Source organism: Paraburkholderia ribeironis (assembly GCF_900019265.1).
Taxonomy (GTDB): Bacteria; Pseudomonadota; Gammaproteobacteria; order Burkholderiales; family Burkholderiaceae; genus Paraburkholderia; species Paraburkholderia ribeironis.
In genome coordinates this window covers 25,479-50,647 of sequence record NZ_CYGX02000064.1, presented here as the reverse complement: position 1 = coordinate 50,647, position 25,169 = coordinate 25,479, and the positions used below count along the sequence as shown (strand labels likewise).

Sequence of the window (25,169 nt, the reverse complement as noted above, 5' to 3'; positions counted from 1 at the left end):
TCAGCCGTGCTGCGCCGCCGGCGCGCGGCGCACCTTCAGCACGCTGCGCAAGCCTGACAGCAACGGCGCCCGCGCCATGCCCGGCGCGCGGCCGAAGCTCTCCGTGATGCGGTCGAGAATGATCGCGAGCATCACCACCGACAGGCCGCTTTCGAAGCCGAGCCCGATATCGAGCCGCTGGATGCTGGCCAGCACGTCGTTGCCCAAACCGCCCGCGCCCACCATCGACGCAATGATCACCATCGAGAGCGCCATCATGATGGTCTGGTTCACGCCGGTCATGATCGACGGCAGCGCATTCGGAAACTGCACCTTGTAGAGCAGTTGCCACGGCGTGCAGCCGAACGCCTGGCCCGCTTCGACGATCTCGCGGTTCACCTGCTTGATGCCGAGTGCCGTCAGACGTACCGCGGGCGGCATCGCGAAGATCACCGTCGAGAGGATGCCCGGCACGCGGCCAAGGCCGAACAGCATCGCGGCCGGAATCAGGTAGACGAACGCGGGCATGGTCTGCATCAGATCGAGCACCGGGCGCACGACCGTCTCGACCGTGCGGCTCTTCGCCATCCAGATGCCGAGCGGCACGCCGAGCAGCAGGCTGATCACCGTCGACGATAGCGTCAGGCCGAGCGTGATCACCATCTGATCCCAGAAACCGGTGCTGTAGATCAGCAGCATCGCCGCCAGCGTGAACAGCGCGAAGCGCCAGCCTACGCGCCACAACCCGACACCGACGAAGAGCGCCATCAGCGCCCACATCGGGATGGCCTGCAGGCCGTGCTCGACCACTGCGGCAAAACTCTCGATTACCTTGCCGATCGCGTCGAACGTGCGGGCGTCGTGATCAAGCAGATAGTGAACGCCGTGATCGACCCAGGCGCCAAGTGGAATGATTTCAGACATGGGAACCTCGATGGCGCGTGAGAACGTTCAGCACGTTCGTCTTGTTGACCGAACCGCAGTAGGAGCCGTCCGCTTCGACGACTGGCAAGGGCGCATGGCTCGCCACCACGCGTTCGACGACGTCGTCGAGCGGCGTGCTGCGGCGGATGCATTCGATCTGATTGAGCTGCGGCGATGCGCTGCCCTGCGCGTCGCGGCACACGAAGCCGCGAATCTTGCGCTCGCTGTCGAGCACGAACGCGTATTCGGCGCTGCCGTTCAGCGTGGCGGCGACGCTCGACGCATCGATCTGCGGCGAATGCTGCATCAACGGTACGGCGTCCGTCTGCATCAGATCGCCGGCGGTCAGATAGCGGCTCGTGTCGATACCTTCGAAGAATGCGCGCACGTAATCGTCGGCGGGGTTCGTGATGATTTCCTGTGGCGTGCCGATCTGCACCACCCGGCCGCCTTCCATGATCGCGATGCGCGTGCCGATGCGCATCGCCTCTTCCAGATCGTGCGACACGAACAGGATGGTGCGCTGCTGTTCGCGTTGCAGCTCCAGCAGCACGTTCTGCATTTCCTTGCGCTTGAGCGGGTCGAGCGCGGAGAACGCCTCGTCCATGATCATCAGCGATGGATTGACCGCCAGCGCGCGAGCGAGCCCGACGCGCTGCTGCATGCCACCGGAGAGCTGGGCGGGCAGCTTTTCGGCGAATGGCGCGAGGCCGACCTGCTCGAGCACCGTCATCGCGCGCTTCTCGCGCTCCTTGCGGCCGACGCCCGCCACTTCGAGACCGAAGGCCGCGTTGGACAGCACCGTGCGCTGCGGCATCAGCGCGAACGACTGGAACACCATGCTCATGTCCTTGCGGCGCAGCGCGGTCAGTTCCGAGCGCGGCACGCTGGCCACGTCGCGGCCGTCGATCAGCACCTTGCCGGCCGTCGGTTCGACGAGCCGATTGATCAGGCGTATCAGCGTCGACTTGCCGGAGCCCGACAGGCCCATCAGCACGAAGATTTCGCCTTCCCTGACTTCGAACGATACGTCGTGCACGCCGACAATCTGGCCGGTGCGCGCAAACACGTCCTCTTTGGTTGCACCGCTGGCCAGCATGGCGATCGCCTGTTGCGGGTTGGTGCCGAACACCTTGCACAGCCCTTCGACCACGACTTTCGGGGAATTCATTGAATACTCTCCTGACGTGGCGGACGTCCGTCCGCGCTGTGCATACATAGTTGCCAGAAAAAAGTGCGGGTTGCCGACTATTTGCGACAACCACATGAGGAAATGCGACACCTGGGCTGTCAACGGGCCGGTCGCGGGCGGCAGAAGCCCGGTGGGGTAAGGGTTTGGCGGCAGGCGGGCGAGTTGGGCTGGATGTCGCGTCAGAGCAAGTGGCGCTCGCGCGGCGAAAAAACCCGGGTCGGTGAGACGGGACGGCTCAGGATGCGGCCGCGCGCCGGCGCAAACTCATGCTGGGCGGGAGCGTGCGACGCGGGGGCGGCGGCGGTCTTGCGCGTTGGCGTGAAAGTCGTCGATCACAGGTGGCGGCCGCGTACCGCATCGACCAAACGGTCGGCGCGCGACAGATACCAGAGCGCCATTGCGCCCAGTATCGGCGACATGCACCATAGACGGGCAAGCGCCCAGATCTCGGTTGAAAAAGTCATTACTCCCGCTCCATTGCGGCTGCCTGTCGAGTCATTGGGCAGATGGGCAGATGGGCCGATGGGCCCATGGACCCAGGGGCCTATCAGGCCTCTCGGCAAAAAACGACGCGGCGCAGCCGCTTCCCGCTTCCGGCCGACAGCAGCGCCGCACTATACGCGCATGGGCGCAACCGTCCGTGCGAAACCGCCCATGGTGCACAGTAATCGTTATGGCAACCTTAAGGCCGTGCACCGTTACTCGGTGTTACCGAAATCGCATCCTTCTTGCACCTGCACGCCGCCGCGCTGCCTACACTACGCGGCATCTTCACTGCGATCGCCTCTTACACCGGGCGACAGAAAAATCATGCATAAGACCGTATTGGCGGTGGTAGTCGGCGGCGCGATGCTGGCGGCGTCCTCGATGGCGTCCGCCCACGTGGATGTGGGTATCGGCATCGGCATTCCGGGGCCGGTGTTCGTACCGGCGCAACCGGTCTACGAGGCGCCGCCGCCAGTCGTTTATGCGCCCGAGCCGGTCGTTACCTATGGCTACGCCGCAGACCCGCGCGAGCGCGACTGGTACGAACGGCGCGAGTGGCGCGAGCGAAAGTGGCGTCATCACGAGCATGAACGCGAATGGCGCGAGCGCCATGGGTGGGACGAGGATTGATAGGCACGATCGCCTTTGCGATCACCTCGTAAGCCGGATCACGTCGGCGCGTGAATCGCCCGGCTACGACACATCGGCCGCGGATATCGATCCGCTATATCCGCGGCCGTGACGCATCGGCGGCGGATATCGACCCGCCATATCCGCGGCAGTGACAGATGCCGACACGCACCAGTGCGTTCATCGGCATGTTTGTCGAGATGCTGGCGAGGACGTCCGGCGTCCGTTGAACCAGGCTGCAGTGCACCGGACGTCCGCCTCACCGCTTACCACCCACTTACTGGCCGCTTACTGGCTCGCGGGTGCACCGATCCCAGCCTTCTTCTGCGCGTTCTGTATATCGGTCGGATAGTTCGGATCGTTGCGGGACGGCTGATAGCCCGCCTCTTCGAGCTTCTTCAGCTCAGCATTCTTCTTCGCGCGGGCCTCCTTGCGTGCCGCCTTGCGCTCGGCCTTGGTCGGCTTCGCAGCGCTCGTGCCGGACGGGGCGGCTGTGGTCTCGTTTGCATCTTGCGCGATGGCTAGTGGAATGCTGCCAGCGACCATCGCGACGACCGAAACCCCCAGCATGATTCGTTTAATGGCGAAGCTCTTCATAACTGATATTCCTCCAGAAAGTTGGCAATGGGCGTGCAAGCCTGTCTGCGAATCTTCTTTCAGCATAACGAGTCGCGCGCCCTGTTCCGCACGGCTCGCCTGAAAGAGCTTACAGGCAAATTGCGCAGACTGGTGTCACGTTACAGTCGCGCCATCGGACACGGATCGGCCGTGAGCTTCAGTGAACGTGTCGAATGATCGAGCCATCTGTCGCCAGCCTGTTCGTTCACTGCGTATTCTGCAATGCAGAACAAAAAACCGGCACCGAGTTTTTTCATTCAACCCCATCAAGCAAATTATTTCTCGCAATTACAAGCACTTATCTCAAAAATGACGCGCCGGATTAGCGCCAGGTATTTTCCCTATTTGCGCCTGCATTGCAGTCCTAAAGGTGACTTTTCCCGTTGACACGGAGCGAACGGTCGTGCCAAATTGCGCGTGCATCCTATGCGCAATAAGTATTCGATGAGCGCTTTCTAGAGTCGACCCGCCCCACGCTCACGAGGCTACGGATCCGGGCGCAATCAACCGCAGCGCGCACCAGCAGACCAGATGCCTGGCATTCCTTAACAAATAACGAGGGCTCGCGGTCGCCCATTGAAATCGCACCGCCGCGCCACAGATCGCCAGAACCGCGCAGCACCAGCCTTACTTCGCCAGTTCACTCGATTCAAAAAAAAGGAGACACACAGCATGCCGGCAAGTTATCGCAATCGGGTCGCAGCCATACTCGGACTCATGGGCGCGTGTGCACTGGGTACGACCCAGAACGCCAACGCGCAAAGCAGCGTCACGCTGTACGGGATCGTCGACGGGTCGCTGCTCTACACCAGCAAGGCGCTTGACCCGACGACCGGCCAGAACGCCGGCCATCGCTACGCGTTCACCGACGGCGGCCTGTCCGGTTCATTCTTCGGCATGCGTGGCGCCGAAGACCTCGGCGGCGGCATGCGGGCGATCTTCGGGCTCGAGAGCGGCGTCAGCATCGCCAACGGTGCGTTCGGCAATTCGAACGGCAACCTGTTCGGCCGCGAGGCCTGGGTCGGCGTGGCCAGCCGCTTCGGCACGCTCAAGGCCGGCTTGCAGCACTCGCCGTTCTTCCTTGCGGTGTACGACGTCGACCCGCGCGATATGTCGTACTTCGGCAGCGGTCTCGTCACCTATCTGAACAACGTCTTCGTGACGGGCCTGTTCAATCCCAACGCTATTTCGTACACGTCGCCTGAAATCGCCGGGCTGCAGGCCAGCGCGCTGCTGGCGCTCGGCGGTGCCGCCGGCAATTTCCAGGCGGGCCGCCAGTACTCGGCGAGCCTGCGCTACCACCTCGGCTCCTTGACGATGGATGCCGCGCTATATAGCGGCAACGCCGGTGGCAGCGCCGCGTCGATCCCGGTGCCAAGCGTGGTCGAATTCAACGGCCGCGCGCTCGGCGCGAGCTACGTGTTCAACGACCTGACCGTGAAAGCCTCGTACGTGCAGTACAAGGTCGCGGGCTCGTTCAACAATCGCGTGTATTCGGGTGGCGCCAGCTATCGCATCACACCGGCATTGAACGTCGACGCGGGCGTGTGGGTCACGCGCGACGCGAACGACTCGTCGAACAATTCGGTGCTGGCATCGACGGGGTTCGCGTATTCGCTGTCGAAGGCCACCGTCACGTATGGGCAGGTCGGCTTCGTGACGAATCACGGCGGCATGCGCACCGGCCTCTCGGTCAACAACGCACTGAACCTGCCGGTGGGCACCACGGCTGGCGTGAATGTCGGCATCCGCCATACGTTCTAGCCGTGGCCGCGCGCAACAGCGCTGGCGCGCCGCGCAAGCGGCGTGCGGCAAGCGGCGTCATACGGAAAACCCGGAGAACCCGGAGAACGCCCCAGAACGCACGCGCCGTGGCCGGCTTCTACTGGTCAAAGCCGGGATTGTGCCGCGTCAGCCGACGCAGCAAGCCCGGCCACACCAGCGCGGCGCCCTTGCCCCTGGTCACTTCGCGCGCCTGCTCGTCCATCGTCGCGAGGATGGATTGCGACACCTCGATCAGCTTGCCGCCCGCCTGCGCGAGAATCTGGATCCGGCATGAGGTTTCGAACAGATACATCGCCTCGAATGCCTGGGCTACCGAACGACCGCAGGTCAGCAGACCATGATTGCGCAGCATCATGAAATTGGCGCTGCCGAGATCGGTGACGAGCGTGGCCTTCTCGGCATCACGCAACGCGACGCCCTCATAGTCGTGATACGCGAGGCTGGTGAGCACGAAGCCCGCTTGCTGCGACAGCGGCAGCAAGCCGTCCTGTTGCGCGGCGACGGCGACGCCATAGGCCGTATGCGTGTGCAGCACGCAATTGACGTCGGGCCGCGCGGCGTGCACGGCGCTATGAATCACGAAGCCGGCGGGATTCACATCGAACTGCGTCGGCATGACCGGGTGCCCCTGGTGGTCCACCTTGACGAGACTCGATGCGGTGATTTCCTCGAAGAACAGCCCGTACGGATTGATCAGAAACTCATGCTCGCGGCCCGGCACGCGCGCCGAAATATGCGTGAACACCAGGTCGTCCCAACCGAACAACGCGACCAACCGATACGCGGCGGCGAGGTCGACGCGGACCTGCCATTCTTCGGGCGACACCGTCTGACGAACGCTGGGAATGTCGAGTGCGGAGTTCATGAGGGACCTCGATGAGAGCGCGGACACGGCGGGAAGCCGCCACCTTGCGATGTCTTTACGCGGACCTGTGGAACGTCGTCCGGTGGCGGGCGGTGATTTCTGCATTGCAGGTTACTGGTGCGTGCAAAGCGATGTCAAGCCGACTTGCCAGTCATTGCAAACGATCCATCGGCGCGCCTCTGGCCACGCTCTTGCAACGCGCATCGCGGGCCATGGCCGGTTCTTCGAGCCGCCTCAGTGACTTCCCTAATAATCTGCAATGCAGAACGATCGAATGCAAAAACCTATTGACGCAAAGCGAACGCCCGTGCCAAATTTGTCCCGCACCATCCCACCTCGCGTTTAGCAGTCTGCGCCCGATGGCGTGTTTTCAACCGTCGGCAGCCGTCGTGTGGTTTGAAGCTTGAAGAGCGGCTGTTGTTCCGTCCACAAATCAGGCGCCTGGCGCTGCATCCCTGGATGCCAGGGCCGCGCTCACGCCGTGTGTCCAGTTGGAGGGTGTCAAAGCGTGGATATGTTCTTGCAGCAGGTCCTCAACGGGCTGACGCTGGGCGGCATTTACAGCCTCGTCGCGCTCGGTCTCACGCTGGTGTACGGCATTCTCGCGGTGCCGAATTTTGCGCACGGCGCGTTCTACATGGTCGGCGCGTTCGTGTCGTTCTACCTGATGAGCCGGCTCGGCCTGAACTACTGGCTCGCGATGGTCGGCTCCGGCCTCGCGGTCGCGCTGCTCGCGATCCTCGCCGAGCGGCTGGTGTTTCATCCGCTGCGCAAGTCGTCCGAGCTGCATCCGATGATCGCCGCGATCGGCCTTCTGCTCTTTCTCGAAGCCGGCGCGCAAGCGATCTGGGGCGCCGACTTTCATCGCATGCCCACGCCTTATGCGGGCATCGTCGAGCTGGGCGGCGTGAGCGCGCCGTTGCAACGCCTGCTGATCATCGGTGCCGCGTTTGCGCTGGTGGTGCTGCTGCAACTGTTCCTCAAATTCACGGTGATCGGCTCGAGCATCATCGCGATGGCGCAGGACCGCGAAGGCGCGTCGCTGATGGGCATCGACGCGAACCGGGTGACCATGCTCACCTTCGGCATCTCGGGGCTGCTCGCCGCGGTGGCCGCCACGCTCTACGCGCCGATCAACCTCGTCTATCCGGCGATGGGCCAGCTGGTGATCCTGAAGGCCTTCGTGATCATCATTCTCGGCGGCATGGGCAGCGTGCCGGGTGCGATCGCCGGCGGGCTGATCATCGGCATGGCGGAGAGCTTCGGCGCGTTCTACATCTCGACCGACTACAAGGACATCATCGCGTTCGTGCTGCTGGTGGTGATCCTGTCGGTTCGTCCTCAGGGGCTCTTCACCAGGGAACTGCGCGCATCATGAAACTACTCGAGGGCAAGCCGGGCTGGACGTTGCTGTTCGTGCTCGGGCTGGGGTTTCCTTTCGTCGCCACCAACGACTACATGCTGACCGTGATGTCCACCGCGTACATCTTCGCGCTGGCCACCGTCGGGCTGAACCTGATCACCGGCTACACGGGCCAGTTCAATCTCGCGCACGGCGGTTTCATGGCGGTCGGCGCGTACACGGTCGGCATTCTGACGGTCGATCATCAGGTGCCGTTCTGGCTCGCGTTCATCGCATCGGGCCTCGTCGTCGCGGTGCTTGGCGCGCTGGTGGGCCTCGTGTCGCTGCGTCTGCGCGGCCATTACTTTTCGATCTTCACGCTGTGCGTGGGCTACATCATGTTCCTCGTGATCGAGAAATGGGAGGGTCTCACGCATGGCGTGGCGGACATCATCGGCATTCCGGCGCCGGCGGGTTTCGGCTTCGTTTCGTTCGAGAATCCCCGCGCGCTCTATTACCTCGTGTTCGCGTTCCTCGTGCTCGGCGTATGGCTGATGCAGCGTATCGTCGATTCGCTGCTCGGCCGAACCTTCATGGCGATCCGCAACAGCGACGGACTCGCGCAATCGCTCGGCATCAACCTGATGCGCAACAAGGTGCTGGCCTTCGTGCTGTCGGTCGTGTATGCGGGGCTTGCGGGCGGACTGTATGCGGGCGCCGTGCGCTTTCTCGGCCCCGACCTCGCGGGCGTCGAACACACGTTCGACATGACCATGTACATGCTGGTCGGCGGCCTCGGCACGCTCGCCGGTCCGCTGCTCGGCGCACTGATCGTGCCGTGGCTCACGCAGTATCTGCAGTTTCTGCAGGCGTACCGCTTCGTCGTGTTCGGGCCGATCCTGATCCTGCTGGTGATCTTCCTGCCCAACGGGATCGTCGGCCTGTATCAGGCGCTCAAGGTGCGGCGCGCGCACAGGCCGGCGTCGACCGGCGGCGTCGGCGCGCGCCAGTCGCAACCCGCGCATGGAGACCGTCATGCTTGAAATCGACTCGCTCAGCAAACGCTTCGGCGGCCTCGTCGCGGTCGACGACGTCAGCACGCGCATCGAAGCCGGCAAGATCAATGCGATCATCGGACCGAACGGCGCGGGCAAGACCACCTTCTTCAATCTGATCAGCGGCACTCATCTGCCGAGCTCGGGACGCATCTGTTTCAAAGGCCGCGACGTGACGAAGCTGGGCGCCGATCAGATGGCGCGCCTCGGCGTCGCGCGCACGTTTCAGTCCACCGCACTGTTCGATCGGGCCAGCGTGCTGGACAACCTGATCGTCGGCCACCGCCTGCGCACGCACTCAGGATTGTGGGACGTGCTCCTGCATTCGTCGCGTCTGCAGCGCGAGGAACGCATCTGCCGCGACAAGGCGCGCGAGGCGCTCGACTTCGTCGGCCTGTCGGCGATCGCCGCACGGATGGCCGGCGACATCTCGCAGGAGGAGCGCAAGCGGGCGGCCGTCGCCCTCGCGCTCGCCACCGAACCGAGCCTGATGCTGCTCGACGAACCGGCGGGCGGCGTGAATCCGGAGGAGACCGAAGGCCTTGCCGAACTGATCCGCAAGCTGGTGAAACACGGCGTCACGGTGTGCCTCGTCGAACACAAGATGAACATGATCATGAAGCTGGCGGATCGCATCATGGTGCTGAACTACGGCCGGAAAATCGCCAAGGGCACGCCTGCCGAAATTCGTGCGAATCCGGCTGTGATCGACGCATATCTCGGGAGCGAGCATGCTGAAGTTTGATAACCTCGCGCTCGATTACGGCAGCTTCCGCGCGCTGGACGGCATCAACCTGCACGCCGACGACGGCGAACTGGTCGTGCTGCTCGGCGCCAATGGCGCGGGCAAGAGCTCGATCTTTCTGGCGACGAGCGGCTTGCGCCGCACGGCGAGCGGCAGCCTGCGCTTCGGCACTCGTGAGCTGCTCGGCATGACGCCCGCGCAGATCGTGCGCAGCGGCGTGATCCAATGTCCCGAGGGGCGCAAGCTGTTTCCCGGCATGTCGGTACTGAAGAATCTCACGCTCGGCGCTTATGTGCATCGCGGCGACAAGGCCGGCAACCAGCGCAACCTCGAGCAGGTGTTCGCCCTCTTTCCGCTGCTGGCCGAACGCAAGGATCACGCGGCCGGCGCGCTGTCCGGCGGCCAGCAGCAGATGGTCGCGATCGGCCGCGCGATGATGGCCCGCCCCAAGGTGCTGCTGCTCGACGAGCCGTCGCTCGGTCTCGCGCCGCTGGTGGTCAAGCAGGTGTTCGAGGTGATCCAGCAGATCAATCGGGCCGGGACGACTGTGCTGCTCGCGGAGCAGAACGCGTTCGCGGCGTTGAAGATCGCGCACCGCGCGTACGTGATCGAGAACGGCCGCATCGTGCTCGAAGGCGATCACGCGAGCCTGATGAATAACGAAGCGATCCGCCGCGCGTATGTCGGCGGCTGACGCGTTCCATACAGTGCCGCGTGGCGAGCGCCGGCACATCGCAATTTTTCCAGGGAGAACTATATGACGATCAAACGCTTGCGCGGCCGCGCCGCGCTGATTGCGGCAGTCGCCACGACCACGCTGATGAGCGCCGGCACCGCGATGGCGCAGCAGGTAGTGCACATCGGCTTTTCCGGGCCCCTGAGCGGCGGCGCGGCGAAGTACGGTCAGGAAGTGCTCGACGGCATGCAGATGGCGGCCGCCGACGTCAATCAGGCAGGCATCGAGGTCGCTGGCAAGAAGATCAGGTTCGAAATCGTCCCGCTCGACGACAAGTACAACCCCAGCGAAACGGCGATCAACGCACGGCGTCTTGCGCAAGAGCAGCAGGCCACCGTGGTGCTCGTGCCGCACTCGGGCGGCGGCTTCGCGGTGCAGACCAGCAACGAACAGCAGAAGCTCCTGTTGCTGTCCTACACCAGCGTCCCGCAGATCAGCGAGCGTGGTAACAAATTGACCGTGCGAATTCCGCCCGCGTTCACATCGTATCTGAGCGCGTTCATCAAGTATGAAATGGCGACCTACGGCAAGAAGGTCGCGCTGGCCGCCACCGATACCGACTACGGCAAGGTCTGGGTCGCCGCGTTCAAGCCTGCATGGGAAGCGGCCGGCGGCATGATCGTCGCCGACAACGCGATGTCGTATAACCGCGCCACCGATTTCTACAGCGGCGTGAGCCGCGTGCTCGCGGCCAAGCCTGATGTGATGTTCATTGGCGGACCGTCCGAGCCGACCGGCCTCGTCGCGCAGCAGGCGCGCGAGTTGGGCTTCAAGGGCGGCTTCATCGTGATGGATCAGGCCAAGCTCGACGAAGTGGCCAAGGTCACCAGCGGCTACGCGCCGCTGAACGGCGCGGTCGGTGTGCTGCCGCTCGCCAACGATGACACGCCGAATGCGAAGGCCTTCGTCGAACGGTTCCGCAAGAGTCATGGCGGGCGTGATCCAAGCCAGGAAGTGTCGCTGAACTACACGGCGGTCTATGCGACGGCGCTTGCGATGAAACTGGCCGGCAGCACCAGCGACGCGACCGCGATCCGCAATCAGTTCGATAAGGCCGTGAAGGCGTTGCCGCCGCAGAACAATCCGCAAAGCGTGACGGGCGTCGATGAGCGCGGCGGCTTCGTGATCGGCAATCCGCTGGCGGCGGTCGTTCAGGGTGGACAGTTGAAGGCCGCGACGTTGAATACGCTTACCGCGGCGAAGTGATGGTTTTTTGAGTGGATACGGAAAGGCGCGGTTCGGCTATGAACCGCGCCTTTTCGTTTTGAAGGTTGAAGTTTGGCGCCTGAAGCGAAGCCGGCCTGCTCCTCGCCCTGCTCTTCACCGCTTCATTTACCCCTTCAACGCATCGACGATCTGCTCGCGCACGTGCGGCCGTTCAGCGAACGGATCGGTGGGATTGCGCGGCGTCACGATATCTTCCGCCCGCGTTTTGACCGCGCCGAGCGCGTGCGGATGCGAGAAGACATAGAACCGCTCTTCACGGATCGCATCGAACACCATCGCCGCGACTTGTTGCGCGCTGACTTTCCCCGAATTCACCGCCTTCTCGCTCAGAGCGCGCGACACGCGTTGCGACAACGTTGGCGGCGTTTCGTTGGCGAGTTCGGACGGCCTGTTGCGATGCGCGTTGGCAATGCCAGTCGGCACGAAGTACGGACAGAGCACCGAGCACGCCACCTGCCGCGTGACCAGCGAGAGATCCTGGTACAACGATTCCGTCAGCGATACCACCGCGTGCTTGGACACGTTATAAGGGCCCATCATCGGTGGATTGAGCAGGCCCGCCATCGACGCCGTATTGACGATGTGCGCCCGATAGCCGGCATCGCGGCGCGCCGCCTCCAGCATCAGCGGCGTGAACGCGCGCACGCCGTGGATCACACCCCACAGATTGACGCCGAGCAGCCATTGCCAGTCGCGCTCCGTGTTCTCCCACACGAGCCCGCCGGCGCCGCCCACCCCCGCATTGTTGAACACGAGATGCACGCTGCCGAACGCATCGAGCGTAGCCCGCGCGAGCGCGTCGACCTCGTCGCCGTTCGCCACGTCCACGCGGCGCGTGATTGCCTGCGCGCCGCCCGCGCTCACTTCGGCGAAGGTCGCGTCGAGCGCGTCCTGTTGCACGTCGGCCAGCACGAGCCGCATGCCAAGCTGTGCGCCGAGCCTCGCGAACTCCCGGCCGAAGCCGGAGCCCGCACCAGTGATCACCGCGACCTTACCTGCGAAATTGTCCATGCGTTGTCCTCTTGCGCGTTCGTTTCGTTGCGGACAGTCGATATCAGCCGATGCTGATTGTGATGCGCGACGCACGATGCGCGACGCACGATGCGCGACGCACGATGCAGATGCACGCATGCACGCATGCACGCATGCACGATGCGACTGCGCGCCGATGGCCCGCGCTAGCGCGCCGCCGGATAAAACCGCTCGCGCAATTCGCGTTTCAATACCTTGCCGATCGCACTGCGCGGCAGGCTGTCGACCAAGCTCAGCGCCGAGAGCCGCTGCATCTTGCCGAGCCGCGCGTTGACCCATTCGAGCAAGCTGATGGCGTCGATCCGCGCATGCGCACGACACACCACGAATGCAACGGGCGTCTCGCCCCATTGCTCCAACGGCACGCCGACCACGGCTACCTCCGCGACGTCCGGATGCTGACTCACTTCGGCCTCGAGATCGCTCGGATACACGTTGAAGCCGCCTGAAATGATCATGTCTTTCTTGCGATCGAGCAGCGTCAGAAAGCCGTCGTCGTCGAAGCGGCCCATGTCGCCTGTGCGAATGAAGCGCTTGCCGCTCGGGTCGTACCACTGCGCCTCCGCAGTCTTGTCGGGCTGACGGTAGTAGCCGGTCATCATCGCGGGTGAATGGCCGACTACTTCGCCGACCTCGCCCGCCGCCACCTCGTTGCCGTGTTCGTCGATCAGACGGATGTCGTGCCCTTCCATCGGCCGGCCGACCGAATGCAGCTTGGTCGGCCATGCGTCGGCCTCCAGCTGGCACGAGCCGCCGCCTTCGGTCATGCCGTAGTATTCGGTCAGCTTGCCGGGCCAGCGGCGCACCACGTCGGCCTTGAGGCTCGCCGCGAACGGCGCGCTGGTGCAGAACTTGGCCTGGAAGCTGGACAGGTCGTAGCGGTCGAACTCAGGATGCGCCATCAGCCGCTGATACTGGACCGGTACGAGCATCGTGTGCGTGACGCGATACCGCTGCGCCAGTTGCAGATAACGCGTGGTGTCGAACTTCGCCATCAGTACGACCGTGCCGCCGAACGTCAGGGTCGGCATGAAGCTCACGAGCGTCGTGTTCGAATACAGCGGCGTGGCAATCAGCGTCGTCGCGTCGGGTCCATAGCCGCGCTGCATGCTGCGTACCGCGTAGGCCCAGCGCATACCGTGCGACTGCACGATGCCTTTCGGCGTGCCGGTGGTGCCGGATGAATAGATGATGTTGAACGGCCACGCCGGCTCGATCGTCACCGGCTCGGGCGTCGTGCCGTGCGGCCCGAGCCACGTGTCGAGCGCGGTGCTGCCCGCGTGCGCGTCGAGCGCGATCGGCACCGCGCCGATGTCCACGGCGACCGGTTCGAGCAAACGCTGGACCTCGGCATCGATGAACAACAGCCGCGCCCCCGAGTTGCCGATCATGCCGACGAGGCTCGGCGCGCTCGACGACGGCGCGACCGCCGCCCCCGCGCGCAAGCCGCCGAGAAACGCGACCGCATAGTCCACCGACGCGCTCGCGCACAACGCAATCGCCTCGCGCGGCTGAATGCCGTCGCGTTGCAACGCCGCGGCAAAACGATCGACGCGCGCATCGAGCGCCGCGTAAGTCACGACCTCATCGTCACAGATCAGTGCCGGATGCTCGCCGCGCTCTTTCGCAAAGCGGCGCAGCGCGTCGGTGATGCAGACGAACGGTTCGTCCAGCAACGCTTCAAACCCTGTCATTGCGCCGCGCCTCCATTGCTGCCGTTGCCGGTGTTGCCGGTGTTGCCGGTGTTGCCGGTGTTGCCGGTGTTGCCGGTGTTGCCGGTGTTGCCGGGATTGCCGGGCTTGCCGCCAGCGGCCGCTGCCGTGCGCGCTGCGTCCTCTTCCTGCAACTTGCGCCACAGGATCTTGCCGCTGCCGGACTTCGGCAGCGACGCGACGAACTCGACGATGCGCGGCGCCTTGTACGACGCCATCTGCTCATGCGCCCAGTCGATGATCTCCTGCGCGCTGGTCGTGCCCGCATGCGCCGCGCTCAGCACCACCAGCGCCTTCACGGTCTCGCCGCGCTTCTCGTCCTTCACGCCGATCACGCACACTTCGTGAATCGCCGGATGGCGGTACATCAGCGCCTCGACCTCGGCCGGCCAGACCTTGTAGCCCGACGCATTGATCATGCGCTTGAGGCGATCGGTCATGAAGAAATAACCGTCTTCGTCGACATGACCGAGGTCGCCGGTGCGCAGAAAACGCTTGCCGTCCAGTTCGATGAACGCCTCTTCGGTCGCCTGCGGATTGCGCCAGTATCCCTGCATCACCTGCGGCGCGTTGACGACGATTTCGCCGGTTTCGCCTTGCGCCACTTCCTGCAGCGTGACCGGGTCGATCACCCGCGAATCGACATCGAACACGGGGATTCCCAGGCACTGCGGTTTCGGCCGATGTGGTGGGTTGATATGCGTGCCGGCGATCGTCTCCGACATCCCGTAGCCTTCGACATAATCGAGCCCGGTCAACGCCTTGAGCTTGCGCGCGATCGCGTCCGGCATCGCCGCGCCACCGCCGCGTGCACCAATCAGACTGGACAGGTCGTAGTCGCCGAGCTTCGGGTTCGACAGAAAGTCGACCATCATCGTCGAGATCGATTGCCATGCGGTGACGCGATATTTCTGCATGCATAGCGCAGCCGCGTCGCGATCCCAGCGCGGCAGCACGACGATCGTCGCGCCGGTGTAGACCGCGCTGTTCATGCCGCCCTGCATGCCGGTCACGTGAAAAAACGGCAACACCGACAGATGGACGCCGTCCGCTGGCGCCACGAACCACACGCAACCGCCGAGCAGCGTGCTCATCACGCTGCGATGGGTGTGCATGCAGCCCTTCGGTCTGCCGGTGGTGCCGGACGTGTAGGGCATCACGCACAGATCGTCGGCACCCGCGGTGAGCGGGCCGGGTTGGAGATGCCGGTCGAGCACCGCTTGCCACGACGTGACACCGTCGAGGTCGAACGTCTTGCGCGGCGCCGCGATGAATTCGGGCACGGCGATCGGCGACGGCCGCTTCAGATAATCGCTATACGTCGCGACGATCGCGTGCTCGAGACCCTGGCCCGGCCCGCTGCCGATCAGCGGCTCGACATTCGCGAACAGGCATTGCGGCGCGATGATCGTGGTCGCGCCGCTATCCTCGACATAGTGCGCGAGTTCGGCGCTCATGTTCATCGGATTGACCGGCACCACGACCGCGTTGGCTCGCAGAATGCCGTAGTACGCGATGATCCATTGCGGACTGTTCTGCATGTAGAGCAGCACGCGGTCGCCCGCCTTGACGCGGCACTCCTGCTGCAGAAAGCCCGCGATCCGCTCGGCCTCGTTTTTGAATTCGGCGAACGACACCGGCGTGTCGTAGAAGACGATAAATGGCTTGTCAGGAAAGCGCGCCGCCGAGACTTCGGCGTTATAGAAAATGTTGGTCTGCGGCAGCGTCAGATGCAACGGTACTTGCGGCGGCCAATGCGGATGATGGCGTTCGTTCATAGGCGTCTCCTGCTTGTCTGTGCGCGTTTCACTGCCGCCGCGCTTCAATTTACGTGCGCCGCGTGGCGAACGCGCGTGGCTTGCGGCGTAGCGCGACGCTGATGGACCTGATCGGCCCGACGGATCCGATGGACGTGTTCAGCGCCCGAGATGTCGTCCAAGTTCCATGCTGGCGATCGCGTTGCGATGCACCTCGTCGGGGCCGTCGGCGAAACGCAGCGTGCGCGAGCTCGCATAGGCACGCGCGAGGCCGAAGTCGTCGCTGACCGCGCCGCCGCCGTGCACCTGCATCGCCCAATCGATCACCTGGCACGCCATGGCTGGCGCGGCGACCTTGATCATCGCGATTTCCTGGCGCGCGTCCTTGTTGCCGACCGTATCCATCTTGTACGCGGCGTTGAGCACCAGAAAGCGCGTCTGGTCGATCATGATGCGCGCGTTGGCGATCCGCTCGCGCGTCACGCCCTGCTCCGCGAGCGGCTTGCCGAACGCGACGCGGTCGAGCGAGCGGCGGCACATCGCCTCGAGTGCCCGCTCGGCGCGGCCGATCAGGCGCATGCAGTGATGGATACGCCCCGGTCCGAGCCGGCCCTGCGCGATCTCGAAGCCACGTCCTTCGCCGAGCAGCATGTTGCTCGCCGGCACGCGCACGTTCTCGAAAGCGATTTCGGCGTGGCCGTGCGGAGCGTCGTCGTAGCCGAATACCGGCAGATGGCGCAGCACCTTGACGCCGGGCGTGTCCATCGGCACCAGAATCATCGACTGCTGCTGATGCCGGTTTGGATGATCCAGGTCGGACTTGCCCATGAAGATCAGGATTTTGCAGCGCGGATCGTTCGCGCCCGAGGTCCACCATTTGCGGCCGTTCAGCACGTAATGATCGCCGTCGCGCACGATGCGCGCCTCGATGTTGGTCGCATCGGACGATGCCACCGCCGGCTCCGTCATTGCGAACGCCGAGCGGATCGTGCCGTCGAGCAGCGGCAGCAGCCATTGCTGTTGCTGCTCGGGCGTCGCATAACGCACCAGCGTTTCCATGTTGCCGGTATCCGGCGCCGAGCAGTTGAACGGTTCCGCGCCGATATGCGAGCGCCCCATGATTTCGCAGAGCGGCGCGTATTCGAGGTTAGTGAGGCCCGCTCCGTATTTCGACTCGGGCAGAAACAGGTTCCACAGACCAGCGGCCTTCGCCTGCTCTTTCAGTTGCTCGATCACCGGCGCCGGTTGCCAGCGATTGCCGGACTCACGCGCGGCGTCCATCTGCGCGTCGAAAACCGCCTCGGCCGGATAGACGTGCTCGTTCATGAAAGCGTTCAGGCGCTGCTGCAAACTCTTGACCTTGTCCGAGTGCTGGAAATCCATACGGCGTCTCCCATGCAAGATGGTTGCTGCTTTTCTATGTAAGCGCGGCGCTCGCGCACGGTGCCGATCGCGCCGCGCTTCGCAACGGCATGCGTCGAATCAGACGATGATCGACCCGCCATCCACCGCGAAATACTGGCCGGTGATGTGGCGCGACGCTTCGCTTGCGAGAAACACCACCGGACCCTTGAGATCTTCGTCGCCGCCCAGACGCTGCAACGGCGTGCGCGAGATGATCGCGCCTTCGAGTTTGTCGAGGAGTCCTGCCGACATCTTCGACGGGAAAAAGCCCGGACAGATCGCGTTGACGTTGATGTTGTACTTGCCCCACTCCGCCGCCAGCGCCCGCGTGAAGTTGATCGCTGCGGCCTTCGACGTGTTGTACGCAATCGTGTTCATGCCGGGTGGTGAGCCCTTCAGTCCGGCCACCGACGCGATATTGACGATCTTGCCCGCGCGTCGCGGAATCATGCTGCGCTTGCCGACTTCGCGTGCGAGGAAAAACGGCGCATTGACGTTCAGATTCATCACCTTGTGCCAGGCGTCGTCCGGATAGTCTTCGGCCGGCGCGCCCCACGTTGCGCCCGCATTGTTCACGAGGATGTCGATGCGGCCGTCCAGACCCAGCACTTCGTCGACCAGACCGGGGATGCCCTCGAAGCGCTGCAAGTCGTTCACGATCGTCAGCACCTCGATGCCGCGACTTTGCAGATGCGTTTTCGCTTCGGCGAGTTCGTCGGCCTTGCGCGCGGTGATCGCGACACGACAGCCCATCTCGCCGAGCGCTTCGGCCATTTGCAGGCCGAGGCCGCGCGAGCCGCCGGTGATCAATGCAATCTTGCCGTCCAGTTGAAACAGGTCTTTCACAGACATGCGCGCTCCTCCAGAGTGTTCTGCTATGCAGCTTCGTATTCCATATTGTTCGACCATCATACGTGCCGAACTTGAGCGTGTAAATAAAAGCACGCTCATTCACTTTCGTTATAAACTGACACGCATCGGCGCCGTGTGGTTCATTGGGGCTAACCCGCATGGCGCAATTTCAATCGGGCTGCGCCGATTCGCGCGAGCGTGGTTCCGCTGCGCGTCGCGTGGTCGGCTTCCTGGTCGTTCTGCATAGCGGCTTAACTCTGGATGGGTCTTCTTTCATGCAAGATGCGCTGATCATCAACCCACGTGACCTGGAATTTCAGCTCTTCGAAGTGCTCGAGGCCGAGATGCTCACGCGGCGCACGCGCCATGCCGATCACAGCCGCGAGACCTTCACCGCCGCGCTCGATACCGCGCATGCGGTGGCGGTCGACAGGTTCGCGCCGCATAACCGTCTGTCCGACGAGCACGAACCGCAATTCGATGGTCAACGGGTCACGCTGCCGGCCGAAGTGAAAGACGCGCTCGATGCGTTGCGTGCCACCGGCTTCCTCGCGGCGGGCAAAGACTATGCGTGGGGCGGCATGCAGCTGCCGTCGGTGATTTCGTTTGCGTGCCTGTCGCTGTTCAAGAGCGCCAATATCGCGACCTCGTCCTACGCGATGCTGACCACCGCGAATGCAAACGTTATCGAACGTTTCGGCAGCGCGGCGCAAAAGCGCAAGTACCTGCAGGCGCTGTTCGACGGCCGCGCCTTCGGCACCATGGCGCTCACCGAACCGCAAGCGGGCTCCAGCCTGTCCGATCTCGTCACCAGCGCCACGCCGAACGAAGACGGCACCTATTCGATTCGCGGCAACAAGATTTTCATTTCAGCCGGCGATCACGAGCTGAGCGAGAACATCGTGCATCTCGTGCTCGCGCGCATTCCCGGCGGGCCGCCGGGCGTCAAAGGCATCTCGCTGTTCACGGTGCCGAAATTCCATGTCAACGACGACGGCAGTCTCGGCGCGCGCAACGATGTCGCGCTCACGGGGCTGATTCACAAGATGGGGTGGCGCGGCACCACGTCGACGATGCTGTCGTTCGGCGAGCATGGCGAGTGCATCGGCGAGCTGGTCGGCGAACCGCACCACGGTCTCGCCTCCATGTTCCACATGATGAACGAGGCGCGCATCGGCGTGGGCCTTGGCGCCGTCATGCTCGGCTATCGCGGCTATCTGGCATCGCTCGAATACGCACGCGTGCGGCCGCAAGGACGCAAGCCCGACAACAAGAATCCGCTCGATCCGCAAGTGCCGCTGATCGAACACGCCGACGTGCGTCGCATGCTGCTTGCGCAGAAGGCTTATGTAGAAGGCGCTTACGCACTATGCCTGTATGCGGCGCGCCTCGTCGACGAACAGAACACCGGCGAGAGCGACGCGGCGCGCGCCGAGGCGGGTCTGCTGCTCGATCTGCTCACGCCGGTGGTGAAGTCGTGGCCGTCGCAGTGGTGTCTCGAAGCGAATAGCCTCGCGATCCAGATTCACGGCGGCTACGGCTACACGCGCGAGTATCCGGTCGAACAGTTCTATCGCGACAACCGGCTGAACATGATCCACGAAGGCACGCACGGCATTCAGGCGATCGATCTGCTGGGCCGCAAGGTCGTGATGAAACAGGGCGCCGCGCTCGGGCTGCTGGCGCGCGAAGTGCAGCGCACGATCGAAGCGGCGCGCAGCCACGCGCCGCTGCACGCGCATGCGGATGCGCTCGGCCATGCATGGCGCGATCTGGCCGCCACGGTCGACGCACTGCTGCCCGCGTTGGCGCACGATAGCGAACGCGCGCTCGCCAACGCGAATGCGTTTCTCGAAGCATTCGGTCATGTCGTGATTGCGTGGACGTGGCTAAGGCAGGCGATCGTTGCGAACGCCGCGCTAGCCGAGTCGCGCAGCGAAACAGATACGGACACGGACTTCTATCGCGGCAAGCTACACGCGTGCCAGTGGTTCTTCCGCTGGGAATTGCCGCGCGTCGCATTGATGCTCACCACGCTGCGCACTCTCGACGACACCACGCTCAGCATGGCGCCGCAATGGTTCTGAGCGCCGCCGCTCAATGCGATAGCGCAACTTCGAGTTGCGTCACCACGTCGATCAGGCGTGGCCGCACTTCTTCCAGCAGAAACTCTTTCGAGAGTTTGAACGACGGTCCGCCCACGTTGATCGCCATGATCGGCAGTTCGCCGCCCGGCTGAAACGCACGCGCAATGCCGTTCACGTCTTTCTGCCAGTCGCCGAATGACGTCGTCACACCGAGCGTGCGGTAATCGTCGAGCGCCTTCTCAATGCCGCGACGCGTTTTCGGCCATGCCACGTGATCGAGTTCGCGCACCTGCTCCATGAAGCTCAGACGATCGTGTTCGGGAATCGCCGCGAGCCATGCGCGGCCAATCGCGGACGTTGCCACCGGAATACGCGAGCCGACTTCCAGCGTCAGCGTGAGCGCCACCGAGCCCCGGCAGTTTTCCACGTAGATCATCGAGAGCCGGTCGCGCGTGCCCAGTGAAACCGTGGCGCGGCAGATGTCGGCGAGTTCCTGCATCACGGGCCGCGCGATCTTGCGAACGTCGAGGCGCGCGAGCATCGCGCTGCCCAGTGCGAGCGAGGCCGTGCCGAGCCGGTACTTGCCGCTCTCTTTCAGATGGATCAGATAGCCGAGCAGCGTCAGCGTATGAGTGAGGCGCGATACCGTCGATTTGGGCAGCCGGCACCGCAAGGCCAATTCCTGATTGCTCAGCGATTTGTCGCCGGAGCGAAAACAGGCCAGCACTTCGAGCCCACGCGCCAGCGACGTGACGAAGTGCCGGTCATCCTTATGTGCTTCGTGCGCGGTTCGGGTTGCGACGACGGGCGCTCGCGCGGATGAAGCCGTGCTCCGCGCCGCCTCGTCGACGCTCGGGCCGTCGATCGGATGATCGGTCGGGCTGTGATGGGTTTTGCTCAAAACGGAACGCGCTCCCGCGAAACGGTTGCATCTGAAAGGACAAACCGCGACCTCGGATCGAGGGTGATCCGGGCTGCAAAATTATAGTCTGAAACGTGTAATGCCTTTAATGCGGACTGTTGACGAGTGGTTGCGACGATCATCCGCGAGCCGCGCACCACGAATCTTCGCAGCAGTTTTTCCAGCATGAGCGCGTTGGCTGGAGTATTGTTTAAACGCGCCGGGAGCGCGGTAGCGGCACTCTTCTACAGGGACAGGCGTTCCTCGTGAGAGGACCCAGGCTCGCAAGCGCGCGGTTTTTGACATGTAACGATGCGACATCATCAACTTATCGAGGATGGAGAAAACGTGAAAACAGTCAATCTTGTGAAGGCGCTTGGTATTGCATTGTGTCTGGCAACCGCATCCAGCGCCTATGCCCAGGCAACTGAAGCGGCGTCGCCGGCCGAAGCGGCGTCACCGGCCGCCGCCGCCAAATCGACGCGTCAGGCAGACCGCAAGCTCGGTCGCGACGTACGGCGCGCGCTGGCCAGGGCGCCGGGCTTCAATGTGTCGAACGTGTTCGTGCGGGCACGCAGTGGCGCGGTGACTTTGACCGGATCGGTGCCCGAGGGCGGCCAGATCCAGCAGGCCGCGGAGGTTGCCAAAGGAGTCGCTGGCGTGAAGACGGTAACCAACAGGATCACGCTTGGCGTGCAAGGCGGAGGCGGTGGAGGTTGAGCGGCCGACGGTCCTGCGAAGGTCCTGCGAAGGTCGTGTTTAATGACGACGGGCGGCGCCACCAATCGTGAACTGTCAGCGTGAGGTGTCGCCTGCTCTACTGCTTTTTTGCTTTTCCCTGCTTTTTTCCGGCATATTCCTGGTATCTGGAATCCTCAGCGTCGCACGAGGCCGACGACATAGCGGCAAACCTCGTCGCCCGCATTGAAGAACTCGCACTCGACCGGCGCGCCGAGCTGCAGACAATCCCCCGCTTCAAGCCGGTAGGTCTGGCTGCCCTCACGAAACGTCAACACCCCTTGCGTTACCCAGATCTGCTGATGCTGAAACACGAATGCATCCGGCGGATAAGGCACCTTCACGCCCGCCGGCAACTCGATCTCGAGCAACTCCAGCACGCCGCCCGTCGGTGGTGAAATCCGCCGCCGCGTATAACCCGTTTCGGGGTCCTGCCAGACTGCCTGGTCCGCCTGACGCACGAGCCGCTCGCCGGTCTGCTCGGCGAGCGCCAGCAGCGTCGACAAGGTCAGCCCGAACGCGCCCGACAGGCGACCGAGCACCGTCGCGGTGGGACTCGCCTCGCCGCGCTCGATCTTGCTGATCATCGCCTTCGAGACGCCCGAGCGCTCCGCCAGCTCGCTCAGCGACCAGTTGCGCGCTTCGCGCTCGGTCTTCACACGCGCGGAAATCGCCTGGGTCAGATCGATAGCAGCGGAATCGGACATGGCTGGATCATCATGGATAAAGTGAGCACCGCGAAATTATATCGACGCAATCCCGCGATCGGCGCGCGCCGCGCAGGCCGCTATGCTCGTCAAGCCCGTTAGAAGAGAACCAGAGCGCGCACGACAATGGGCAACAACGTCTTGCATAGTGATTTTTTGTCCACTATATTAAACGGACAGCTTCAGGCCTACAGCTGCTGTCCGACCATGCGGGCAGACTGCAGCTAGACGTCAGCCGCCAGCATTCGTTCATTTCAGCCGGAACACACCATGCCGAAGGAAATCGTTCTCAACGCATTTGACATGAACTGCGTCGGTCACATCCAGCAAGGCATGTGGACTCATCCGCGCGACCAGTCCACGCGTTACACGGACCTGCAGTACTGGACCGACTACGCGCGCACGCTGGAAGCGGGTCTGTTCGACGGCATCTTTTTCGCCGACGTGGTGGGTGTCTACGACGTCTACGGTGGCAATCCCGACGCGGCGATTCGCGGCGCCGTGCAGGTGCCGGTCAACGACCCGACGCTGCTGATTCCGGCAATGGCCGCGGTAACGCGTCATCTGTCGTTCGGCGTCACGTCCAATCTCTCGGTCGAGCAACCCTATCTGTTCGCACGGCGCATGTCGACGCTCGATCATCTGACGCGCGGGCGGGTCGGCTGGAACATCGTCACCGGCTACCTGGACAGCGCATCGCGTGCGATCGGTCTGACCGGCCAGATGGCACACGACGATCGCTACGACCTCGCCGACGAATATATGGAACTGGTCTACAAACTGTGGGAGTGCAGCTGGCAAGACGACGCGGTGCTGCGTGACAAGGCGCAGCGCATCTACGCGGACGCGGCGAAGGTTCATGTCATCCATCATCGCGGCAAGCAGTATCGGGTGGACGCGATGCATCTGAGCGAGCCGTCGCCGCAACGCACGCCGGTGCTCTATCAGGCCGGCTCGTCCACGCGCGGCAAGCAGTTCGCCGCCGCGCACGCCGAGTGCGTGTTCGTCAACGGCCAGGCGAAGCCAGCGGTCAAAGCAATCGTCGACGATATTCGCGCGCACGCCGTCGCGGGCGGTCGCCGCGCGGACGATATCAAGGTGCTGCTCGGCCAGACAGTCATCACTGGCCGCACGGATCGCGAGGCGCAAGACAAGTACGAGGACTACCGGCGTTACGTCAGTTCCGAGGCGGCGCTCGTGCATGCGGCGGCGTCGCTCGGCATCGACTTCGCTCGCTACGATCTCGACGAACCGATCGAAACCGGCAAGAGCCAGGCGATCGTATCGAACGTCGAAGCGATGACGCGCGCCGCGGGTCCGCAGTGGACCAAACGCAAATTGCTCGAACAGATGCAACTGGGCAGCCGGCAGACGCCGCTGGTTGGTTCGGCCGAACGGATCGCGGACGAACTGATTGCATGGACCGAGGCAACCGGCGTGGACGGTTTCAATCTGTCGCGCACCGTCGCGCCGGAGTGCTTTGAGGATTTCATCGAGCTGGTGGTACCGATCCTGCAGGAACGCGGCGCGTACAAGCGCGCGTATCGCGACGGCACGCTGCGCGAAAAGCTGTTCGGTCATGCGCGTCTGCCGGTGACACACACTGCGGCACGCTTTCGTGCGCCGGCTTGCGCCACGGCTGTAACGGACGATGGGCGTGGTTGAGGTCACATGCGCGCGGTCGATTCTCGCGCAGCATGCCATGCCTGCCGCGCGGGCTGCACGTTTCGCACGTACCCTGCGTACCGTCCAGCGCGCAACATTTTCAACAGAGGCTCACATGCTTGACAAGCGCAGCTTCCGCGATGCCATGGCCGGACTCGGTGCGGCCGTCAACATCATCACGAGCGACGGCGTCGCGGGTCGCGCCGGCTGCACCGCATCGGCGGTCTGCGGCGTGACGGACGAGCCGCCTACGCTGCTCGTCTGCATCAATCGCAGCAGCCGCAACAACGCGGCCTTTCGCGCCAACGGCAAGCTTTGCGTCAACGTGCTGAGCGCGGAGCAGCAGGCGCTCGCGGCGCACTTCGCAACCAACGCGCTACCGCTCGACGAGCGCTTCGCCGCCGCGCAATGGACCAGCCTCGTGACCGGCGCACCGGTGCTGGATGGCGCGCTGGCGTCGCTGGACTGCGAGATCGAATCGGTCACCGAAGTCGGCACGCACACGGTGTTTTTCTGCGCGGTGAAGGCCGCGCATACTCAAGGCGCCGGTGACGCACTGATTTACTACGGCCGTCGGTATCATCGCGTCGGTGAGTTGTCCGTGCACGCGATGCATGCGCCTCAAAGCGGTGCGCCTGCAGATTGCCCGGCTGGATAAGCGAACGTCGCATCGGTGACACGGCGGCGAGTTCAGATCGGGTAACCATACGGTCGCGCCGATTCTCATCGG

At 63.7% G+C, this 25,169-nt stretch carries 24 protein-coding genes; 11 read left to right on the top strand and 13 right to left on the bottom strand.

Translation table 11 applies throughout. The features are described from left to right. From choW to BN2475_RS36265, 3 genes are all read right to left on the bottom strand, one after another. Entirely contained in the window at window positions 1-903 is a 903-nt protein-coding gene (choW, locus tag BN2475_RS25875; RefSeq protein ID WP_094782312.1) for a choline ABC transporter permease subunit, read from the bottom strand. Then, window positions 896-2,074 carry a quaternary amine ABC transporter ATP-binding protein gene (locus BN2475_RS25870; protein ID WP_094782311.1) on the bottom strand — a complete coding sequence of 393 codons (1,179 nt, stop codon included), beginning with the start codon at window positions 2,072-2,074 and terminating at the stop codon, window positions 896-898. The genes choW and BN2475_RS25870 overlap by 8 nt, the downstream gene beginning before the upstream one ends. Before the next feature lie 353 nt (window positions 2,075-2,427). Next, on the bottom strand, window positions 2,428-2,559 hold the full coding sequence (locus tag BN2475_RS36265) for a hypothetical protein (RefSeq protein ID WP_281254271.1): 132 nt from the start codon (window positions 2,557-2,559) through the stop codon (window positions 2,428-2,430). 346 nt (window positions 2,560-2,905) lie between these two features. Here BN2475_RS36265 and BN2475_RS25865 point away from each other — a divergent pair, with 346 nt between their 5' ends. Next, window positions 2,906-3,211, top strand: a complete 306-nt coding sequence (locus tag BN2475_RS25865) for a hypothetical protein (RefSeq protein ID WP_094782310.1) — start codon at window positions 2,906-2,908, stop codon at window positions 3,209-3,211. Between the two features lie 288 nt (window positions 3,212-3,499). Here the strand turns inward: BN2475_RS25865 and BN2475_RS25860 are convergent, their stop codons facing one another. After that, window positions 3,500-3,808 (bottom strand): DUF4148 domain-containing protein, encoded by a 309-nt coding sequence (locus BN2475_RS25860; RefSeq protein ID WP_094782309.1) that lies wholly within the window; start codon window positions 3,806-3,808, stop codon window positions 3,500-3,502. A 738-nt stretch (window positions 3,809-4,546) separates the two neighbouring features. Between BN2475_RS25860 and BN2475_RS25855 the strand changes: the two genes are divergently transcribed. Continuing rightward, entirely contained in the window at window positions 4,547-5,593 is a 1,047-nt protein-coding gene (locus tag BN2475_RS25855; protein ID WP_094782308.1) for a porin, read from the top strand. Window positions 5,594-5,711: 118 nt separating this feature from the next. Here BN2475_RS25855 and BN2475_RS25850 read toward each other — a convergent pair whose 3' ends face one another. Beyond that, window positions 5,712-6,479, bottom strand: a complete 768-nt coding sequence (locus BN2475_RS25850) for a class II aldolase/adducin family protein (RefSeq protein WP_094782307.1) — start codon at window positions 6,477-6,479, stop codon at window positions 5,712-5,714. 514 nt (window positions 6,480-6,993) lie between these two features. Between BN2475_RS25850 and BN2475_RS25845 the strand changes: the two genes are divergently transcribed. The 5 genes from BN2475_RS25845 to BN2475_RS25825 all read left to right on the top strand — a co-directional run bounded on the left by BN2475_RS25845 (window position 6,994) and on the right by BN2475_RS25825 (window position 11,563). After that, window positions 6,994-7,857 (top strand): branched-chain amino acid ABC transporter permease, encoded by an 864-nt coding sequence (locus BN2475_RS25845; RefSeq protein ID WP_425435568.1) that lies wholly within the window; start codon window positions 6,994-6,996, stop codon window positions 7,855-7,857. Continuing rightward, window positions 7,854-8,864, top strand: a complete 1,011-nt coding sequence (locus tag BN2475_RS25840) for a branched-chain amino acid ABC transporter permease (RefSeq protein ID WP_094782305.1) — start codon at window positions 7,854-7,856, stop codon at window positions 8,862-8,864. Before BN2475_RS25845 ends, BN2475_RS25840 begins: the two co-directional genes overlap by 4 nt. Further along, entirely contained in the window at window positions 8,857-9,621 is a 765-nt protein-coding gene (locus tag BN2475_RS25835) for an ABC transporter ATP-binding protein (RefSeq protein WP_094782364.1), read from the top strand. Before BN2475_RS25840 ends, BN2475_RS25835 begins: the two co-directional genes overlap by 8 nt. Further along, the gene (locus BN2475_RS25830; protein WP_094782304.1) at window positions 9,608-10,315 is read left to right on the top strand and encodes an ABC transporter ATP-binding protein; all 708 of its coding nucleotides are present in this window, start codon (window positions 9,608-9,610) and stop codon (window positions 10,313-10,315) included. Before BN2475_RS25835 ends, BN2475_RS25830 begins: the two co-directional genes overlap by 14 nt. Before the next feature lie 63 nt (window positions 10,316-10,378). Beyond that, window positions 10,379-11,563 carry an ABC transporter substrate-binding protein gene (locus BN2475_RS25825; protein WP_094782303.1) on the top strand — a complete coding sequence of 395 codons (1,185 nt, stop codon included), beginning with the start codon at window positions 10,379-10,381 and terminating at the stop codon, window positions 11,561-11,563. Between the two features lie 126 nt (window positions 11,564-11,689). Here BN2475_RS25825 and BN2475_RS25820 read toward each other — a convergent pair whose 3' ends face one another. The 5 genes from BN2475_RS25820 to BN2475_RS25800 all read right to left on the bottom strand — a co-directional run bounded on the left by BN2475_RS25820 (window position 11,690) and on the right by BN2475_RS25800 (window position 18,341). After that, the gene (locus BN2475_RS25820; protein ID WP_094782302.1) at window positions 11,690-12,595 is read right to left on the bottom strand and encodes an SDR family oxidoreductase; all 906 of its coding nucleotides are present in this window, start codon (window positions 12,593-12,595) and stop codon (window positions 11,690-11,692) included. Between the two features lie 167 nt (window positions 12,596-12,762). Next, window positions 12,763-14,310: a class I adenylate-forming enzyme family protein gene (locus BN2475_RS25815; protein WP_094782301.1), complete on the bottom strand. Its 1,548-nt coding sequence runs from the start codon at window positions 14,308-14,310 to the stop codon at window positions 12,763-12,765. After that, the gene (locus BN2475_RS25810) at window positions 14,307-16,106 is read right to left on the bottom strand and encodes a long-chain fatty acid--CoA ligase (protein ID WP_094782363.1); all 1,800 of its coding nucleotides are present in this window, start codon (window positions 16,104-16,106) and stop codon (window positions 14,307-14,309) included. The genes BN2475_RS25815 and BN2475_RS25810 overlap by 4 nt, the downstream gene beginning before the upstream one ends. A gap of 138 nt (window positions 16,107-16,244) precedes the next feature. Then, window positions 16,245-17,468: an acyl-CoA dehydrogenase family protein gene (locus tag BN2475_RS25805; RefSeq protein WP_094782300.1), complete on the bottom strand. Its 1,224-nt coding sequence runs from the start codon at window positions 17,466-17,468 to the stop codon at window positions 16,245-16,247. A gap of 99 nt (window positions 17,469-17,567) precedes the next feature. After that, window positions 17,568-18,341: an SDR family oxidoreductase gene (locus BN2475_RS25800; protein WP_094782299.1), complete on the bottom strand. Its 774-nt coding sequence runs from the start codon at window positions 18,339-18,341 to the stop codon at window positions 17,568-17,570. Window positions 18,342-18,616: 275 nt separating this feature from the next. On the opposite strand from BN2475_RS25800, the gene BN2475_RS25795 reads away from it, so the two are divergent. Continuing rightward, window positions 18,617-20,428, top strand: coding sequence for an acyl-CoA dehydrogenase (locus tag BN2475_RS25795; protein WP_094782362.1), 1,812 nt, complete (start codon window positions 18,617-18,619; stop codon window positions 20,426-20,428). A 10-nt stretch (window positions 20,429-20,438) separates the two neighbouring features. On the opposite strand, the gene BN2475_RS25790 is transcribed toward BN2475_RS25795, so the two are convergent. Further along, window positions 20,439-21,173, bottom strand: coding sequence for an IclR family transcriptional regulator (locus BN2475_RS25790; RefSeq protein ID WP_245841594.1), 735 nt, complete (start codon window positions 21,171-21,173; stop codon window positions 20,439-20,441). Window positions 21,174-21,325: 152 nt separating this feature from the next. After that, window positions 21,326-21,517, bottom strand: a complete 192-nt coding sequence (locus BN2475_RS33860; RefSeq protein ID WP_143325902.1) for a hypothetical protein — start codon at window positions 21,515-21,517, stop codon at window positions 21,326-21,328. Window positions 21,518-21,677: 160 nt separating this feature from the next. Here BN2475_RS33860 and BN2475_RS25785 point away from each other — a divergent pair, with 160 nt between their 5' ends. After that, complete coding sequence (locus BN2475_RS25785) at window positions 21,678-22,049, top strand: BON domain-containing protein (RefSeq protein ID WP_094782360.1); 372 nt, start codon at window positions 21,678-21,680, stop codon at window positions 22,047-22,049. Between the two features lie 155 nt (window positions 22,050-22,204). Here BN2475_RS25785 and BN2475_RS25780 read toward each other — a convergent pair whose 3' ends face one another. Beyond that, on the bottom strand, window positions 22,205-22,774 hold the full coding sequence (locus BN2475_RS25780) for a helix-turn-helix domain-containing protein (protein WP_094782298.1): 570 nt from the start codon (window positions 22,772-22,774) through the stop codon (window positions 22,205-22,207). Window positions 22,775-23,044: 270 nt separating this feature from the next. On the opposite strand from BN2475_RS25780, the gene BN2475_RS25775 reads away from it, so the two are divergent. Together BN2475_RS25775 and BN2475_RS25770 are read left to right on the top strand one after the other, a co-directional pair. After that, a complete protein-coding gene (locus BN2475_RS25775) occupies window positions 23,045-24,439 on the top strand; it encodes an LLM class flavin-dependent oxidoreductase (RefSeq protein WP_094782297.1) in 1,395 nt (464 codons plus the stop codon). Window positions 24,440-24,554: 115 nt separating this feature from the next. Continuing rightward, window positions 24,555-25,097, top strand: a complete 543-nt coding sequence (locus BN2475_RS25770; protein WP_094782359.1) for a flavin reductase — start codon at window positions 24,555-24,557, stop codon at window positions 25,095-25,097. Window positions 25,098-25,169 lie beyond the last annotated feature (72 nt).